We start from the raw sequence: 15,037 nt of genomic DNA on the forward strand, positions 1-15,037 counted from the left end.
AGGAGGTCAGTGTGAGCAATGGAGCTTCTGGAAAGTGGGGATACCGAGCAGGCCCCAGTGACGAAATGAAACAGGAAATCGGCCAGATCGTCGTCAACCACGCGCACTGCGATCAGCCCCTTTTGGATCTCTTCGTAGCGCTCTCAGGCGTAACTTCCGGAACTGCCAACATTCTGGTGCAGTCCCTTAATTTGAAAGCCGGAAGCATGACCAAGGCCATTCTTGATATGGCCAAGATGCGGGGAACGGGGCTTCATCCGGATATTTTGGGCCGACTAACGACAGCTATCAGCGACTACCGCAAACTCTCCCTCCTACGAAACGAGGTTGCTCATTGGCAGTGGAGTCCATCGCCAGACGGTACTCAAGCGGCGGAAGTGTCCAATATCATGCGGAGGGACGCCGACGGCTCAGTAGTTTCAAAGGAATTTACCCTACACCAGCTTAAGCAGCTTTCAGTTGGTCTAATTGCGACGTTCTCAGCGTTGGACCTATGCGCGAGGCTAACCCCGTATTCGGATTTTCCCGAGCAGGCAATGAAGCAGGTGTTTGCCAACCTCGACAATGTTTCTACAAAAGTGAAGGACGCCCTGCTGGCTCTGCCAGAACCTTCGGCTGAAGAACTGCCATGATACGGAACACCTCTTCCAAGAGGTGTGTCGAAAGCAGCGGGTCATACATGCTTTGGATGTAGGCCATCGCCGCCTCAGTCATCGTCTCAGTCACGATGACCTGTTTAAGCTCCGTCGGTGGCCTGCCTGCGAATCTGGCGAGTTCAGCAAGGCTTTGCTCTTGCAACCAATCGAAAGTGCCGCCCATTCCGCGCTCCTGCGGCCTTGCCGCTCATTGTTTCGCGTCTTTGTGCCTGAGGATCAGGCGTGTTCTGTCATGCCATGGACCGCCAAAGACGATGATCTCTGATGGTTTCCCGTACATGTGGTGCAGCAGAAAGGGACCGGCGCCGTGCACTGCCGGTGGCTCTCCGGGCAACTGCGGATCAGCACCAAGGTAGATGCCCGCATGGTTCGGGTGCTTGGTGCGCCCTACTTCCATGACGATCATGTCGCCGCGCTGCGGGGTGCCAACGCGCTCGAAGCCTGCAGCCTCGTAAGCCTGCTCATACAGACTCGGCCCGTCGGCCTCCTCCCACCAACCGTCCTCGCGTTTGAAGGCATCGAACTCCAGCCCCCATTCGCGCTTGTACCAGTCTGCGCAGACCTGCCAGCAGTCCCAGGCGCCGTGCACGAACGGCCGACCCAGCAGCGGTGTATTGCCGGTGGGCAGGATGGTTCGCAGATCACCCTCCGGCCAACTCAGGATGTGCCAAGGCAGTTCGGTCGCCTCACACATGGCCAGATCACGCGGGGACGGCCGACTGGTGGCGTCAGGATGCGAATGAACAATGCCAATCACTTCACCCAGGTCCTCGGCCGCTGCGTAATCCTCCGGGGAGATGCGAAACTCCTCGTTCGGCTCGGTCGCGGTGTTGGCGCACGGGATGTACTGCTGCTTCCGACCGATGCTGATCAGCAACCCGCAGCACTCGCGCGGATACACGGCTGCTGCATGCGCCTGCACAGCCTTGAGGATGTGTTTCAGCATGGTCAGCTCCGGGCAATCAGTGAAACAGCGGGGAATCCACCGAATGGAAGTTCGTTGTTCGCTCCCCAACGCGGCTCGCAGCCGGTGGTGAGCAGGCCGTTGCATTCGTCCAGTTCGGGGTTGTCGGTGGGGTTTCCGTCCTTGTCGAAGTACGGCCCGGTGTAGCCGCAGTTCGGCCCGCGATAGCCACCGGTGAGGCACCAGTGGCACAGCGTGGTCATCTGGCGCCCTATGCTCTCCCCGCCCACATCACCCGGACTGGCCAGCTCCCACGAAACAGTCTCGCCGTCCTCGTTGGTCTTCTGGTCCAGATACCAGACTTCGATGGATTCTTGCGTCGGATCGGCCTCGGCGTTACCGCTTGAGAAGTTCTCTGCATCCAAATACTTTCCAAGCGTGTGCCGCATGGTCAGTTTGAACTCCAGCAGATCCTCAAACGCCAAGCAGAGTGCGGTGATCCGGCCGTTCACGTTACCGACTGACAGCGTTGGGCGGACAGCGGTACCGTCGCCATTCGCCTCGATGCCCTCGATCTGCATAGGCCAGGCACCGTACTCCTCGCCCTGCCACCAGATCGATTTCGCGGGCAACTGATCGGCATCGACGCCAGCGGCCAGTAGCTCCTCCGGCGTATGCGGAATTGCATGGCCGTGGAAACGCAGGATATCGGCACCATAGTCGCTGCCATCCAACTCAAACAGCAGCACCTCGCTACCCGGCTCCAGCACCATCAAGTCGTTAATCAGAGGCACTACCGACTCCTTGTGGATGGAAAGCTTGGTTGAAGGTGGCTGTCAGCTTGAACTGCCCACCGCCAATGGGAGTGGGCACGGGCTTCTCGCAGGTGTAGAGCCCCAAAACGCCAAGTGGAGTGGTCCAGAGGAAGGCTTTGGCACCGGCGTGGCGATCGATGAACGCCATGATCTCCAGTACCTTGGCCTTCGTGCCGGTGTAGGTGATCGGGTACGAGCCTTCTTTGTTGTTCGGACCGTCCGCGACAATCTGCTTGTAGCCGTCACCGAACTGAGAGGTTCGCGTCCGATAAGTGATATCGGGCGAGTCGCCAGTTTGAGTTGGCCAATTGAAGGTTTCGATCGCCATATCAGGTCCTTGTCTGTCGGAAACTCACGCCGCCCGGTCGCCATGAATCGGCAACAGCTTTCTCAGCCGCTTGCTTGATTTGGGCTTGCAGGTTTTGCGCGAGGGCTGTTTGATCCAGTTGCATGCCTTCAGAGCTGCGATCCTCGAAAGTGATGCTCACCGGCGCACTGATCTGAACGCTTGATCCACCTGCGCTCGCTCCGGCGCTTCCTATAAGCGAGGAATAACCAGAACTCAGCGGCGTCACGCTGCCTCCATCAGCACCGGTCATCAGGTACGACTTACCGCCCTGACTGAAGAGCTCCGGGCCGTTTTCGTTCACTTGATACAAAGTGTTTGGGTCGACCGGCCCGCCGGATGCGCGCCCGCCGCCGTAGCTGATGCCGGATGTATCGAGCTGAGGGTTGAAGGTGTAGCTATCAGATCCAACACTGGTTGTAGTGGTAGAGGTCGTACCGCCGCCTGCGAAGTAGCTAAGCCCAGCACCGAACAGCGAACTGAGTAGCGACGACGAGGCCTGACGCGTGGCAATCCGCGCCATGTCTGCCAAGATCGATTTCGCGAAGTCGGAGAAGCTCAGTTTGCCGGTCATCGCGAAATTGACGATCGCATCCTCCATACTGCTGAAGGCATTGGTGAACAGACTTTTGGTCTGCCCGGCGATATCGCGCGCGCTGTCGAGGTAGTTCTCCCAAGCAGCGCTTGCACCCTTCGTCCAGTCGCCTTGGGCGGTCTGCACGTCGGCGTAGTTCTGCCGGATCTGGTCGGTTGCCTTTTTGTTGGCATCTGCCAGCGCCTGAGACTTCTTGGAGAACTCTTCTTCCGACATGTTCCGCGACGGGTCGGACTTCTGATTCGCTAGGTCCAGCGTCTGCTGGGCGAACCGATCCTGCTGCGCGTTCAGTTGAGCATCTAGCGCGTTCTGACGATCACCGCGACCAACACCCAATACAGCGCGCTGCCCTGCCAGCTCCAGCGCCTTCTGCTGCTGATCCAGCGCTTGGATGTACTGGGCAATCGAGCGGGTCTGTTTGTCGATCCGGCCTTTTTCGTTGTTGGCCAGCACTTCCAGTTGGGTGTCGGCATCTTTCTGCGCTTTGACCATGCTGGTTCGGGCGTCAGCGATCTTCTGGTCGAGCTGGATGCGCTGCTGCCCGGTGGTCGAAGACTTGTCGCGAATAGCCTTAAGGGCTGCGATCTCAGCCTCGTAGGCAGCAGTGACGTCGCCCTTCTCCTGCTCGACGATAGCAACACGCTGGCTGCTGTAAGACTCAGCCGATACCAGACCAGCTTTCTGCGCTGAATCTAGTTCCTTTTCCAGGTTTTGGTAGTAGCCGGTGATCGACTTCAGATTGTTCTGGGCGTCGTTGAACCCGGTCAGATCAAGCTGATTGGCGGGGCCCTTCGGATCCTTGAACTTGTCGTTGATGTTGGCGATGTTCTTGTCGACAGTCGCCTGATTGAGCCGGGAATCATTCGGATCGGTCTTCCGGATGTCGTCCAGCCATTTCTTGTATTCCTTAATAGCGTCAACGCGCTTTAGTTCGTTTGTCCATGACGACTTTTCTAGAGCATCGACCTTGCCCATGGCCTCGATCGAGTCTTGCTCTGCCTTGACCCGGTCACCGACGTACTTGGTCCTTGACGCCTCAGCATCGCGCTGAAGGAGAAGGAAGTTGAGCCTGGACTGGTCCTCTTCTTTGGTCGTGCCGGTTTTCGTTAGATCGGGATTGTCCTCGCCGATGATGGGAAGCGTTGAATAATTTGACTCGTTCCCAAGGCGCTTCTGAAGCTGCTCGATCTGCTGCTGTAGCGTCTGCTCACGACCAACGTTAAGAGTGGCATCCAGCGCGCCCGCAGCGGCGCCCTCAATCGCATTCCAGCCACGCTCAATCAGTCCAAGGTTTTTGGTGATCTCACCAGCGCGCGTTGAAACCGTCTCTGCGTAGGTGTCAGTGATCAGCTTGGTCGCGCCGATAGTGTCGCCCTGCTCCTTCAGCGCGACGATCTGCGAATAAACCGAAGCGGTCAGAAAATGGTACTGATCGTTAAGCGATTTAGCCGCTGCTACCGGGTCTTCCGCGATCTTCACAAACTCGGCGATGGTGGAATCGACCGACTTACCGGTTGCCTTCTCCATCTCCAATGCGGCTTCCGCAATTTCCTGAAAGCCGCCACTGGCCACTTTTCCGGTGCTCGCCAATTGAGCGAGCGCAGAGGCAGCAGCGCCAGTGGTGCCCACGGTCGCACTGACTTGGCGGGCGACATCCGCAAGTTGTGTAGCACTGGTGCCCGCATAATTGCCGGTAAGGATGAGTTGCTTGTTGTATTCAGCCGCTTCACCAGCACCTTTCTCGTAGGCGACAGCCAAGCCGATCACCCCGGCTGCTACCAGAGCGACTGGCGCAGCAATGGCTGCAATACGCAGTGCTGAACTGCCCGCGCTCGCGCCGATCTCCAGCAGGTTGTGCGCGGCTACGCGGAAGTTGCCTTCAGCAAGCGCATTGCCAAGCTGCAGAACGTTTTCACGCGCACCCTTGGTGCTCAGACTGAACTTCGATGTGTCGTCGTCCAGGCCTTTAACCTTTTGCCGGGCACTGTCGATACCGGCGGAATAGGTTTTGTAGTCGTCGTCGCTGATGTTTCCGGCCGCACGATGCTTGTTCAGCAGTCCCTGCTGCTCATCAAGCTTCTGCAAAGCGGCAAGAGCCGGACTGATCTTACCCAGTAGCGCCTGCAAGCCCTCCGCCTGCACGCCGGTGGCCGCTGCGGCATCCTTGGCGGCCTTGGCCTCATCCTGCATGGTGCCGACGAGCGCGTCAGATTCCGCCTGCATGCGCTTTTGCAGAGCCAGCAGGCTGGCGGTTGAATCCCGGTTGACGTCCATTGCGCCGGCAGTGCTGGTAACGCTGCTGGTCAGCCGCTGGTAATACTCACTGTTCTTCAGAGAGGTCTGGGCAGTCTCCAGCAGCCGCGCCTTGGCATCTTCGGTTGCCTGGGCTGCTTTGGCCTCGGCTTCAGCCAGTTTCTCAGCCGCGTCAGCGGTCTTTTTGAAGCCAGTGGACACACCGTCCGCAGCTTTTTCAGCCTTTTCACCTACATCGGCCAGCTTATCGAGATCAGTAGAGGCCTTCGCAACGTCCGACGTATCGATGCTGATGCCGAGCGATGCGATATCCATTGATTCACCTTGGTTCGCCGCTACGGGCTGGTTTCTCTACCTTCAGCCATGACAGCCAAGGCCTCGGCTTCCATCACCCTAAGGTCACGGAACACCTGATTTCTGGTTTTTTTGGGGATGTCGACGAGAGACATGACAGAGGGCACGACGGCATAGTCCAGCCCTGTGGCGCCACCCATACCGGCGCGCCACTGGGTGCCCATCGCCTCCAGGACGAGGAATGCTGGCCAATTATCTGGAAGCACCTCGACGGTATCGTCCATGTCCGCAGAGGAAATGCCGAAACGGGCAAGCTGATCTGGCGGTGGCGGAGGCAGATACAGCGCCTGCGCCACCTCTTTCAGTTTCCCGTCCGTACCACCGAGAAAGCGTTCTGGTAGGCCTTTACGATTGCATCACCGGCACCCGCAGAGGTTTCGACCAAGGCTCGGATCGACTCAGGCGACAACTTGTCGTCGAAGCCCCATCCCACCACAAGCTCCGACACCTGCTTGATTTGATGCTCAATATGCGCATCGGTGATGTCGACAATGGTGATGTCACTGCCCTTGTCCTTGAAGCTTTCCTGATCTTCCTTGAGAGCCTGATCCCAGCCAGCGAAGAGCTTCGCCAGCTCCTTGCGGTCGCGGTACTTAAACTCAAAGGGAACGGAAATCACGGCCCCGCCCACGCGGGGGATGTCAACGTCAGCCTCAAACGTCGGGTTCTGCGCAATCTTGAACTTCGCCATGGATTAGGCCCCGGCCGCTGCAGTGGTGTAGCGGGTCGGCTCGGCCTGCAGAGCCAAGTTCACGGTGCGCGCCATCAGGTTGTTGCGAGTGACGGTCGGCTGCTTGGAGAACGAGGTGTACGTGCCGTAGAAGATGGTGTCGTTACCTGGCAGGTTCATGCGCGCAGCTTGGATCTGCTTGCCCGAGTCCGCCTTTGACAGTACCGCGTTGTGCGGCAACAAAGGGTCGTCCGCAATGGTCAGCGCCATGCTCGACGCAGCCTTGTCGGTTGGGATCTGGCGACCCTGATCATCTTCCAAGAAGACCACGTCGGTGTAGTTCTGGTCTCCACCGGAGTACGCCACGTCGGTGACCTGAGGGACTGCAACCCAGGTGAGCACCTTCTTCAGAGTGCCAGCGCCACTGCCTGCCGGGTAAAGCTGAAGATCAGTGGTGTCGATCGCTTCCAAGGTGATCGCAGTCGCGGTTGCAGCTTTGACGCGCACCACGCGGTTGTTGAGACGAGACCATGCCGACGTGACCAACACGATATCGCCAGCCGACAAGGTGGCTCCGACAACAGTGGCAACGGCTTCAGCGGCGTTGGAAATAGCGGAGAACGCCAACTCAGTGGCGTAGGTCGCGCCGTGCTGGATGGTGGCGCCGTTGGGGAGTTTGTAGCCCATGGGGTTGGTTCCTCTTCACAAATGAAAAACCCCGCACTTGGCGAGGCTCAGGGTTGCCCAATGGGCGGGTTAGAAGGTGTCGGCGCGATAGCGGAACGAGGTCGGCAATGATGTGTTGGTATCGCCTTGAATGGCACCTGCAGTCGAGAGTGGTGACATGACGTAAACCGTCAGGCCGGACTGAGTCAGCGCTAAGTTGTTCGGGAACAAGTCGCGAATCTCGTCAGCAATGGCCGACGCCGCGCCCCTGCCCTGACCGGCCGCCGTCACAATGCTGATCTGAAACACGCCTTGGTGCAGGGTATGAGCGCCTTCCAGATCGGTGCTATCGGTGTTCGACGGCAGCAAATAGGCCTGCAAATACGTTCCGCCGTCTGCCGGAGGCGTGAATTCCACATCCTCGAAAGCAATTGGCAGGCTTGGGGTTCTGGCATTCGCCCAGGCGTACAGCCGAGTTTCTAATGTGGCTCTGATCAGGGTGTCACTCATTTATCGAGCCCCGAGACTGCGTTGTTGATGTAGGTTTGAAGCTCCGTGACCGATCGGCGAACCATCCCGGCGGGAGCCTGCTTCGACCAGGCTTCGTACTCAAGCCGGTGGCCGTATGGCAGGTTGTTCATGATCCAGATCGTGCCGACACCAGCGTCGAATTTGTAGATAACCTCGGCGGCGGCGTTTGAAGTCTCACTGCTCTTACCATCAACCCTGTCGATAGTGGTTGTAATTGGAGCGTCAAAGCTCACCTGCCAGTTACCTCGGAACCGGCCACCGACGTAGCCCTTACCGGATACCAGGCCATTCACGTCGAAGTTCTGCACGCGCTCGGCTTTGGTCAGGGGCTTCGCGTACTTCACCCCCCGCTTCAAGTTGCCGTTGCGAGTGAAGTTGCTGGGCGTCAGCGCAGTGATGACGTTACGCACTTCGACGTGAGCGTCGTAGGCATCCGCCTCGGCTTTGTTCTTCGCTCGATACGCCATGTTCGCGGCCCATAGCTCCGGATTGCCTACCGGCGAGCGATCGATGACCGAATAGGCAAGGTCCAGGGACACCTTCTTCACCACGGTTTCCGCGTTCGCCTTGGCCTTCTCCACGAACGCTTTGAGGTCAAGGCTGAAGCTCATTTTCTGGCCTGTACGCTGAAACCGACCGCTAGGCCGGCGTAATCCCAAGGAGTGACGTCCTGCACGGTATAGGTGTCGCCATCGAAGATCACTTTATCCTGCGTCTTCGGCAATGGAGTGTCCGTGCCGTCGAGCAGGAGCGGTGAAATCAAGATCTTGAAGTCGCCCTGCTTGATACGAGTGCCGTCGATATCCGACTGCTTGTAGCTTTCGCGCAGCCCGGAGCCTTGGAAGTTTTCGACGGTTGGCGTGCTGCTGCCGGTGCCGGGGTCATACTGGCCTGGAGTGGTACGGACCAGCGTCAGTTCAAGCCCTTTCCCACCCTTCGAGCGGGGTGCCAAGTTGCGGGCCGCAGATGCTTTGGCCCGGTCGTAGATATCTGCCATCAGGATCTGCTCAGTTTGACCTGACTGCTCGCCTCAACCAGTCCGGTGAATTGCGCGTACGACTGCCGGATGGCTGCCGCCTTGGTGACAATGGTGCTCGCCGACGCGAATGTGGTGCTGATCGGCCCGACTGTTTCGGACACGATCGCGCCCTGTTTCGTCGCCGGGTCGACCAGGTCGTCAGCATAAATCTCCGTCGCCAAGGCCATCTGACCGGCTTTGATCTGAGGCGGGATCACGTTCGCCGGAATCTCCCAGCGCTGCCGACACACGCCGCCCCGCGGCCACGCCAAAGACTGCGTGGAATACGTGGCCTGCCCCTTCCAAGGCAGCGATTCCATCTGCAGTGCCGCTCGGCGCAGAAGCGCCTCCTGCGTCAGAATGTCATCCGGGATGGTCCGCCCGAAGTTCGCGGCGTAGGTAACGAGTTCGGCAGCCGTCGCATAGCTTTCGGCACCGGGGACAATGCTGCCGTCTTCGATTACCAGCGCCATGGGTTACTCCTGCGGCAGCAGAGCTTTCAGCTCGTCGAGCGAAGCGCCTTCACTGAAATCGATGCCCTTCTCGCGCAGTTTGGCCTGGAGATCGGCAACCTGCGCACTTTCGTGGGCTTGATCCAACAGAGCTTGCAGATCGGCTTTCGACGCGCCTGCCTTGTACTCAACACCCAAGGCATCAAGCTTCGCCTTGATGTCGGCTACGGAGCCTTCCTTGATCCCGCCTGCGGGATCGAACAGGGTGTGGATGCTCTCATCGAAGACAGATGCGTCGATCACAACGAACTCGCCCTGGTCCTTGCCCCACGGTTTAACTTTCAGCGTTTTGTCGCTCATATCCTTCTCCTTGAGAAGCGGTCAGCACCAGTGTGCCGACCGTTGCAGGTGGTGGGATTAGCCCAGCAGGCTGGCGATGTGCTCAGGCTTGACCGCCTTAGCGCCCCAGGCCAGCGACACTTCGTACTGCATCTGGCGGTACTGGGCGTACATGGCCACTTCGAAAGTCAGGCCGCTGATCGGATCGGTGATCAGGGTGCGGTCGATTGCCGAGTCGCCCTGTGGCGGCAGAGCCGGAGCGCGGGTTGCGAGAGCGATTGCCGAGCGCGCGAAGCCAGCGCTGCGAGTGCTCGCAGAGATGACGGTGATCGCTGTTGCTGCGGCAGGGATCGCTTTGCGCAGGCCAGGTGCCGCCAGAGTGATGACACCGCCATTCGACACATCGGTATCGCCTGCTGCCACCACATATTTGTTGGTGTCGCCTGCGAAGGTGATGATGTCGCCCGCCAGCACGCCGCCAGTGCCCGCCGAGGCGATGGTGATGGCGGTGGAGCCGACAGCGTAACCGGCGGTGTTGGTGGTTGCGGAAGCAGCGCTACCGATCACCGGGGTTTTGACCTGCGCAGACTCGCGGATTGCGAAGCCATGCACGTCCAGCAGCACGCCACGGCGCAGCAGGCTGTCGTCGTTGGCTTCGTTCGCCTTCGACAGTTGAGTCAGCGTGCGCATGTTGGCACCGGCCGAGGTGTCGATCACCAGTTGCAGGTCGCCCAGCGGTGCGCCGTTGTCGGCCAGGATCTGACGGACCTTGGCGCTGTCTGCCAGGTTGCTTGCGAACGGAGTGGTGCCTGCGGTGCCGTAGGCGCGAGAGGCGTTGATCGCAACCGAGGCGAGGTCAGCTTCGACTTCGTTCACCAGAGTGCGCATGCCCTGTGCCATCTGGTCACGAAGGATGACGTTGAACGAGGCGCCGTTGTTGTCCAAGCCCAGTTTCTCTTCGCCGTTCCAGCGAATCGGAACACGACGGGCCTTGTTGATGGTCATCGACACACTGCCGATGTTCTGGTCACCGTCGTTTGGCGGGGTAACTGCCGGGACGATGTCGCTGGCGGTTGCACCATTGGTCACCGGAGAGGTGACAGTCTGGCCGACAGCGGCACGCTCGAAAGTCATGTCCGAAGACACAGCCGGAATAAAGCCCACCATCTCCCGCGACACAACATCGAGCGCGTTGTACAGAGTTGGAATCAGGCCAGTAAGGGTGTTAGCCATTTGGATCTCCTAAGGATCGGCGTTTGGGGTTGGGTAATACGGGTCATCCGACCCAAGCGCCGATCCCCATCCGGGGACGCGGCAGAGATTGGCAGCGCGCCTTAGTCGCTGAGGGTGCCGCCCGAGCTCATGAACGAAGCGCGTTCAGCCGGGTTCATCTGCTCGAACTGCTGGCGAGGGATCGACTTTTTGCCGCTCTTGCCGCCATTGCTATTGGGCGCGCCACCACCGTTACCGCCACCGCTCTTGAGGATGTAATCCTTGTGCGGGTAGCGCTCGACAAGCACTTCCAGAGCTTCGTCGAAGTCAGCCAGCTCGCCCGCGCGGACGCGGGAGAAAATCTTGTTGCCGTCGTCGCCGTAGGCCACGACCTTGCCTTCCTCGACCTTGAAGGCCTTGCCGAAATGGGACTCGACCATGTCGGCCGGGATGGCGAATTTTTCGCTGATCAGTTTGGAACCCTTGAATGAACCGCCGATCAGCAAGTTGTGGATGGTCTGGTCACGCTCAGCCACGCCTTGCTGAGCCTTGGTGAGCTCTTCGGCGTGTGCCTTGCTTGCGGCAGCGACCTGGTCCTGAGCGGCCTTCTGAGCCGCCAACTTGATCTCTTCCACCTTGCCCGCGGCAATCAGCTTGCCTTCGTCGATGTTCTTGATGGTTTCCAGCGCTTTGCGGGCCGCCTCGCCATCCTCGATGCCATCGAACAGCTTCAGCTTGCCCTCGGCAGTTTCGGCGCGCTCGCGATGGGACTTCGCCTCACCGTTCAGGCGAGTGATGGTGTTGACCGTGCCGACAGCGTCGAACGGGACTTCTTTGCCGTCATCGTGGACGTAGACCGGCTTGCCGTCCTGAACAACTGCATGGCCTTGATCATCGACTTTCAATTTCATGTGGGACTCCGGGCATCCGCCCAGTAATGAGCGGCATCCGCCGCGGTGCACCCTGACTCATCCGAATCGCGGGCATAAAAAAGCCCCGGCGGGGGCCAGGGCTCGCAAGCAAAATGGTTGGGCTGAGATCTTATCGATGTACTCAGTTACAGAAGGTAGAGTTGCCAACTCGGCTACAGGTTGTACCGTCCGATCCGTAGACCGTGTTTCCAATGCGGGTAGCGCTCGATCCGTCCGAGTTGTACATCGTATTGCCTATCTGAGTGCTCGTTTCTCCGGATGAGTGGTAGATGTTGTTCCCAATGCGGGTGGAAGTCTGACCATCTGATCCGTAGGTTGTATTACCAATCTGGGTGTACGTAGTGCCATTGGAGTCGTAGACCGTGCTCCCGACGTTGCTGTAGGTCGTTCCAGGTTGGCCGTAAAGGTAGGTTTGTGCGCTGGCTGAAGAGGCCAAGAGAAATGAAAAGATAGCGAGGTAAGTCCGTTTCAAGATGAACGCTCCGACAATGGTGCCAAAACGCTACCAGATGCTAGATACACCGGGCAAACCCAATCAGACGAGCAGTACTCGCTCTCCTTTCAGCAAGCAGCCAACACACAGCAACTGTTTCGTACCACCCACAGGCTTGCCGTTTTTCATCATCACGCCAGTCTTCGTCTCGATGACCTCGCGCCCGCCGCACCGGTGACACTGAACCATGTAGGCAGGCTTCGGCATTGCGCGCACACGCTTGCGCACCTGCTCAGCCGAAGTATCCAGAGTGGGCGTGCCGTGAATAACGTGGAAGCGGTGTTTGTCGGTCATGCCCCCATCTTAGCGAAAGCCTTCGCGTCCCGCTCCTTCAATTGTTCGATGCTCAGCCATTCGCCCGTCGGGCTGTAGAAGCTCTCCAGGCTCTTGCCATCCTTGTACATCTGGTAGCGGGTCGGTCCAAGCACCTCGATCTGGCGCGCTGATGACTGACGCTCAAGCCACTGGCTGTAGTTCGTCTCGACCGGGACGGTGCCGTCCATACTCGTCCGCTGCTTGTCGGTCATCTCGTCAATCGGAATGCCCAACTCGCGCCACGATTTCGTGCGCGGCGAAGATGTGGAGCGGCAATTGAAGTGGAGTCGGCCCGGCCCTTGAAGCCATGGCACGGTGTGGCCAATCGGCTTGTGGGTGCCAACCTCGAAGGGAAGCTTGTCCCGGATTCGGCAGGGCTCGCTGGTCTTGGTGTCCAAGGTGCTAGTCCAGTCTTCCGCCTCGATCACATCAGAGTTGGCCTGATACAGATTCTCGCGTGCGATCGCTGCTGTGTGACTGACCGCAGACCGGATGATCGTGGCCAAGTCCTGCCGTGGACGCTCAAGGAAGCCGTCAGCGTAACCAGCAGTCCGAGTGCCGCGCACGCTGCGAATGATCTGGTCAGTGGTCTTGCCCTCAAGGTAACCGGTGCGGACCGCATTGCGGACCTTCACCATCCGGTCAGCCTCAATAGTCTTGGCCCAATCGCGAAGCAATCGACCTTGAAACGGCCTTGCCATCGCAGCGGCGTAAACCTGCTCAGCGCTGATCCGCACCAACGGGAATCGCACCAGTACCGGCTCCGGAATAGTGGCTTCTAACAGCTTTCGCTGCCAAGTCACCTCGTAGCCGGAAAGCTCAGTCAGGTCGGCCTGTAGTGCTTGCGTGATCTGAGCATAGGCGGATGCATTGATCTGCCGTACCTGATCCAGCAGAGTTTCCAGCCGCTCGACGGTGAATGATTCGGCGGGCAACCGCTCCAGCGCCCTGCCCAGCTCTTCCACCAACTGAGAATCCGACCGGTTCAGCAGCGCGATGATGCGACGAACCACTCCGACCTTGTACTTCTCCAGCGAGATAGCGTGCGCCACGCTCTCATCGGCGAGCAGTTCGTTGACGGTTGGCATTTACAGCGCTCCGAGTGCTGGCCCTTGGTCGGCGATCTTCTGCTTTTCTTCGTCCCATTTCAGGTCCGTAGAGACGACGCCACGGCGCTGGTACTCGGCGAACAGGGTCTGATCGGAGAGCCGACCTTGCGCAGCCATGTTCAGCAGCAGCGGCAAGGTAGTTTCCGGGGCGAAGTCGACGTCGAAGTTGCCGTTCACCTGGATATGACCGCCCTCGGGCTGGCCGATGTACAGAGCGAACAGTTGGAGCATCTGGTCAAGCGCATCCTCAAGCTGACCCGCCATCGTTTCCAGCGGGCTCATTTCCTGAGCGGCCTCCTCTTCGGCCTGCGTGGCCGTCTTGGTGACTTGCTTGTCCTTCTGCAGCAGTTTGGCGCCCGCGATGCGCATTTGATCTTCCAGGTCTTGCAGCGAGGTGCGACCGGCATCAATCGATTTGCCAGTGTGCTCGACCCACTTCATGTCGCCCTCACGGGGCAGCTTGGTCGCCGACGCGGTTCCGACCTTCAGCTCCCAGGTATCATCCTCGATGCCGACGATGGCCAGCATCGGCACCCGGGCGACGTGCAGGATGTTGTCCTGATCGCTTTGCGACTGCCAATGTTTGACGTTCAGGTGGGCCAGTTCCAGCAAAGGGGGCTTGGCCGTCATGAAGCCGGTACGGTGGGTGTAGTACGTGACCAAAGCGATGCTGCTGATGGAGGTCGAGCCTTCATCGTAGAGAAGCCAAGCCTCCTTACCCGCCTCCTTTTCCTTGCCCTTGCGGTAGGTCGCCCACCGGCCAGGCCAGAGCACACGGATCTGATCGATGGACTTTACGCCGAACTCCCCCTCGTCCTCGTCTACCGACTCCATGTACCGGAACTGGGTCAGGATGGTCTGACCACCCTCGCCCGTCGACCGCCAGCCGATTACCTGCTGAGGTCGGATCATCACAGCATATGGCCGGACCTTGGCTTTGATCTCGTCGGCCTTGGTCACGATGATGGGCTTGCCCTGCTCGTCCACCGTCTTAGGGTATTCGACGAGCACATGGCAGAGGCCATGCGAAAGCGCCGTAGCGAAGAAAGACTGTGCCCAGACCTGCAGGTTATTTCCTTGCCGATCGATGTCCTGCGCGAAGCCTTGAATAGCTTCCGGCACATCAGCCCCTAGCACCAATGGCTCAGCGAAAACACGCCCGGTGTTGTTCTTCACCGTCTCGCTGTAAGCCGGGAGCAACGTGGACTGCTTCAAGCGGACGTCATAAGCGTCATGCTGTTCATCAGGCCACTTAGGCAGCAGTGCCGTACCAGCTCGGCGCATATCGCTGGTGCCACCCATGAGCGGATCGACGATTGCCCAATTCTCACGCATGTCGTCGACAGCGCGTAGCGTTTTGCTTGGGTCATCGGACAT

Annotated in this window: 18 protein-coding genes; 1 reads left to right on the plus strand and 17 read right to left on the minus strand. The window is 59.1% G+C overall.

Translation table 11 applies throughout. The features are described 5' to 3' along the window. The first annotated feature begins 65 nt into the window (after positions 1–65). On the plus strand, positions 66–632 hold the full coding sequence (locus ACI2KB_RS00095) for a hypothetical protein (RefSeq protein WP_404630209.1): 567 nt from the start codon (positions 66–68) through the stop codon (positions 630–632). Positions 633–843: 211 nt separating this feature from the next. Here the strand turns inward: ACI2KB_RS00095 and ACI2KB_RS00100 are convergent, their stop codons facing one another. The 17 genes from ACI2KB_RS00100 to ACI2KB_RS00180 all read right to left on the minus strand — a co-directional run bounded on the left by ACI2KB_RS00100 (position 844) and on the right by ACI2KB_RS00180 (position 15,037). Then, the gene (locus ACI2KB_RS00100) at positions 844–1,602 is read right to left on the minus strand and encodes a C40 family peptidase (protein WP_404630211.1); all 759 of its coding nucleotides are present in this window, start codon (positions 1,600–1,602) and stop codon (positions 844–846) included. A 2-nt stretch (positions 1,603–1,604) separates the two neighbouring features. After that, positions 1,605–2,354, minus strand: a complete 750-nt coding sequence (locus ACI2KB_RS00105) for a phage minor tail protein L (RefSeq protein WP_404630213.1) — start codon at positions 2,352–2,354, stop codon at positions 1,605–1,607. Next, complete coding sequence (locus tag ACI2KB_RS00110; RefSeq protein WP_404630215.1) at positions 2,341–2,703, minus strand: phage tail protein; 363 nt, start codon at positions 2,701–2,703, stop codon at positions 2,341–2,343. The genes ACI2KB_RS00105 and ACI2KB_RS00110 overlap by 14 nt, the downstream gene beginning before the upstream one ends. Position 2,704: 1 nt before the next feature. After that, positions 2,705–5,884, minus strand: coding sequence for a phage tail tape measure protein (locus tag ACI2KB_RS00115; RefSeq protein ID WP_404630217.1), 3,180 nt, complete (start codon positions 5,882–5,884; stop codon positions 2,705–2,707). 20 nt (positions 5,885–5,904) lie between these two features. Then, on the minus strand, positions 5,905–6,219 hold the full coding sequence (locus tag ACI2KB_RS00120; RefSeq protein WP_404630219.1) for a DUF1799 domain-containing protein: 315 nt from the start codon (positions 6,217–6,219) through the stop codon (positions 5,905–5,907). A 5-nt stretch (positions 6,220–6,224) separates the two neighbouring features. Continuing rightward, entirely contained in the window at positions 6,225–6,614 is a 390-nt protein-coding gene (locus ACI2KB_RS00125) for a phage tail assembly chaperone (RefSeq protein ID WP_404630221.1), read from the minus strand. Positions 6,615–6,617: 3 nt separating this feature from the next. After that, entirely contained in the window at positions 6,618–7,280 is a 663-nt protein-coding gene (locus ACI2KB_RS00130; protein ID WP_404630223.1) for a phage tail protein, read from the minus strand. A 69-nt stretch (positions 7,281–7,349) separates the two neighbouring features. Then, positions 7,350–7,769: a phage tail terminator-like protein gene (locus ACI2KB_RS00135; RefSeq protein WP_404630225.1), complete on the minus strand. Its 420-nt coding sequence runs from the start codon at positions 7,767–7,769 to the stop codon at positions 7,350–7,352. Further along, positions 7,766–8,401 (minus strand): hypothetical protein, encoded by a 636-nt coding sequence (locus ACI2KB_RS00140; protein ID WP_404630227.1) that lies wholly within the window; start codon positions 8,399–8,401, stop codon positions 7,766–7,768. The genes ACI2KB_RS00135 and ACI2KB_RS00140 overlap by 4 nt, the downstream gene beginning before the upstream one ends. After that, positions 8,398–8,787 carry a hypothetical protein gene (locus tag ACI2KB_RS00145; protein ID WP_404630229.1) on the minus strand — a complete coding sequence of 130 codons (390 nt, stop codon included), beginning with the start codon at positions 8,785–8,787 and terminating at the stop codon, positions 8,398–8,400. Before ACI2KB_RS00145 ends, ACI2KB_RS00140 begins: the two co-directional genes overlap by 4 nt. Beyond that, positions 8,787–9,281 (minus strand): DnaT-like ssDNA-binding protein, encoded by a 495-nt coding sequence (locus ACI2KB_RS00150; RefSeq protein ID WP_404630231.1) that lies wholly within the window; start codon positions 9,279–9,281, stop codon positions 8,787–8,789. Before ACI2KB_RS00150 ends, ACI2KB_RS00145 begins: the two co-directional genes overlap by 1 nt. Positions 9,282–9,284: 3 nt before the next feature. Continuing rightward, positions 9,285–9,620: a HeH/LEM domain-containing protein gene (locus ACI2KB_RS00155; RefSeq protein ID WP_404630233.1), complete on the minus strand. Its 336-nt coding sequence runs from the start codon at positions 9,618–9,620 to the stop codon at positions 9,285–9,287. 57 nt (positions 9,621–9,677) lie between these two features. Beyond that, on the minus strand, positions 9,678–10,832 hold the full coding sequence (locus ACI2KB_RS00160; RefSeq protein ID WP_404630235.1) for a P22 coat - protein 5 family protein: 1,155 nt from the start codon (positions 10,830–10,832) through the stop codon (positions 9,678–9,680). Positions 10,833–10,933: 101 nt separating this feature from the next. After that, the gene (locus ACI2KB_RS00165) at positions 10,934–11,722 is read right to left on the minus strand and encodes a DUF6651 domain-containing protein (RefSeq protein ID WP_404630237.1); all 789 of its coding nucleotides are present in this window, start codon (positions 11,720–11,722) and stop codon (positions 10,934–10,936) included. A 556-nt stretch (positions 11,723–12,278) separates the two neighbouring features. Beyond that, complete coding sequence (locus tag ACI2KB_RS00170; protein ID WP_404630239.1) at positions 12,279–12,530, minus strand: hypothetical protein; 252 nt, start codon at positions 12,528–12,530, stop codon at positions 12,279–12,281. Next, positions 12,527–13,639, minus strand: a complete 1,113-nt coding sequence (locus ACI2KB_RS00175; RefSeq protein ID WP_404630241.1) for a hypothetical protein — start codon at positions 13,637–13,639, stop codon at positions 12,527–12,529. The genes ACI2KB_RS00170 and ACI2KB_RS00175 overlap by 4 nt, the downstream gene beginning before the upstream one ends. Further along, on the minus strand, positions 13,640–15,037 hold the full coding sequence (locus tag ACI2KB_RS00180) for a DUF4055 domain-containing protein (RefSeq protein WP_404630243.1): 1,398 nt from the start codon (positions 15,035–15,037) through the stop codon (positions 13,640–13,642).

This window comes from Pseudomonas sp. NPDC088444, assembly GCF_044900175.1.
In the GTDB taxonomy this organism is placed as follows: Bacteria; Pseudomonadota; Gammaproteobacteria; order Pseudomonadales; family Pseudomonadaceae; genus Aquipseudomonas.

Bases quoted from the DNA above. Each gene is read 5' to 3' on its own strand.
- ACI2KB_RS00095 (WP_404630209.1), top strand. From the start codon at position 66: ATGAAACAGGAAATCGGCCAGATCGTCGTCAACCACGCGCACTGCGAT.
- ACI2KB_RS00100 (WP_404630211.1), bottom strand. From the start codon at position 1,602: ATGCTGAAACACATCCTCAAGGCTGTGCAGGCGCATGCAGCAGCCGTG.
- ACI2KB_RS00110 (WP_404630215.1), bottom strand. From the start codon at position 2,703: ATGGCGATCGAAACCTTCAATTGGCCAACTCAAACTGGCGACTCGCCC.
- ACI2KB_RS00115 (WP_404630217.1), bottom strand. From the start codon at position 5,884: ATGGATATCGCATCGCTCGGCATCAGCATCGATACGTCGGACGTTGCG.
- ACI2KB_RS00125 (WP_404630221.1), bottom strand. From the start codon at position 6,614: ATGGCGAAGTTCAAGATTGCGCAGAACCCGACGTTTGAGGCTGACGTT.
- ACI2KB_RS00130 (WP_404630223.1), bottom strand. From the start codon at position 7,280: ATGGGCTACAAACTCCCCAACGGCGCCACCATCCAGCACGGCGCGACC.
- ACI2KB_RS00135 (WP_404630225.1), bottom strand. From the start codon at position 7,769: ATGAGTGACACCCTGATCAGAGCCACATTAGAAACTCGGCTGTACGCC.
- ACI2KB_RS00140 (WP_404630227.1), bottom strand. From the start codon at position 8,401: ATGAGCTTCAGCCTTGACCTCAAAGCGTTCGTGGAGAAGGCCAAGGCG.
- ACI2KB_RS00145 (WP_404630229.1), bottom strand. From the start codon at position 8,787: ATGGCAGATATCTACGACCGGGCCAAAGCATCTGCGGCCCGCAACTTG.
- ACI2KB_RS00150 (WP_404630231.1), bottom strand. From the start codon at position 9,281: ATGGCGCTGGTAATCGAAGACGGCAGCATTGTCCCCGGTGCCGAAAGC.
- ACI2KB_RS00155 (WP_404630233.1), bottom strand. From the start codon at position 9,620: ATGAGCGACAAAACGCTGAAAGTTAAACCGTGGGGCAAGGACCAGGGC.
- ACI2KB_RS00160 (WP_404630235.1), bottom strand. From the start codon at position 10,832: ATGGCTAACACCCTTACTGGCCTGATTCCAACTCTGTACAACGCGCTC.
- ACI2KB_RS00165 (WP_404630237.1), bottom strand. From the start codon at position 11,722: ATGAAATTGAAAGTCGATGATCAAGGCCATGCAGTTGTTCAGGACGGC.
- ACI2KB_RS00170 (WP_404630239.1), bottom strand. From the start codon at position 12,530: ATGACCGACAAACACCGCTTCCACGTTATTCACGGCACGCCCACTCTG.
- ACI2KB_RS00175 (WP_404630241.1), bottom strand. From the start codon at position 13,639: ATGCCAACCGTCAACGAACTGCTCGCCGATGAGAGCGTGGCGCACGCT.
- ACI2KB_RS00180 (WP_404630243.1), bottom strand. From the start codon at position 15,037: ATGTCCGATGACCCAAGCAAAACGCTACGCGCTGTCGACGACATGCGT.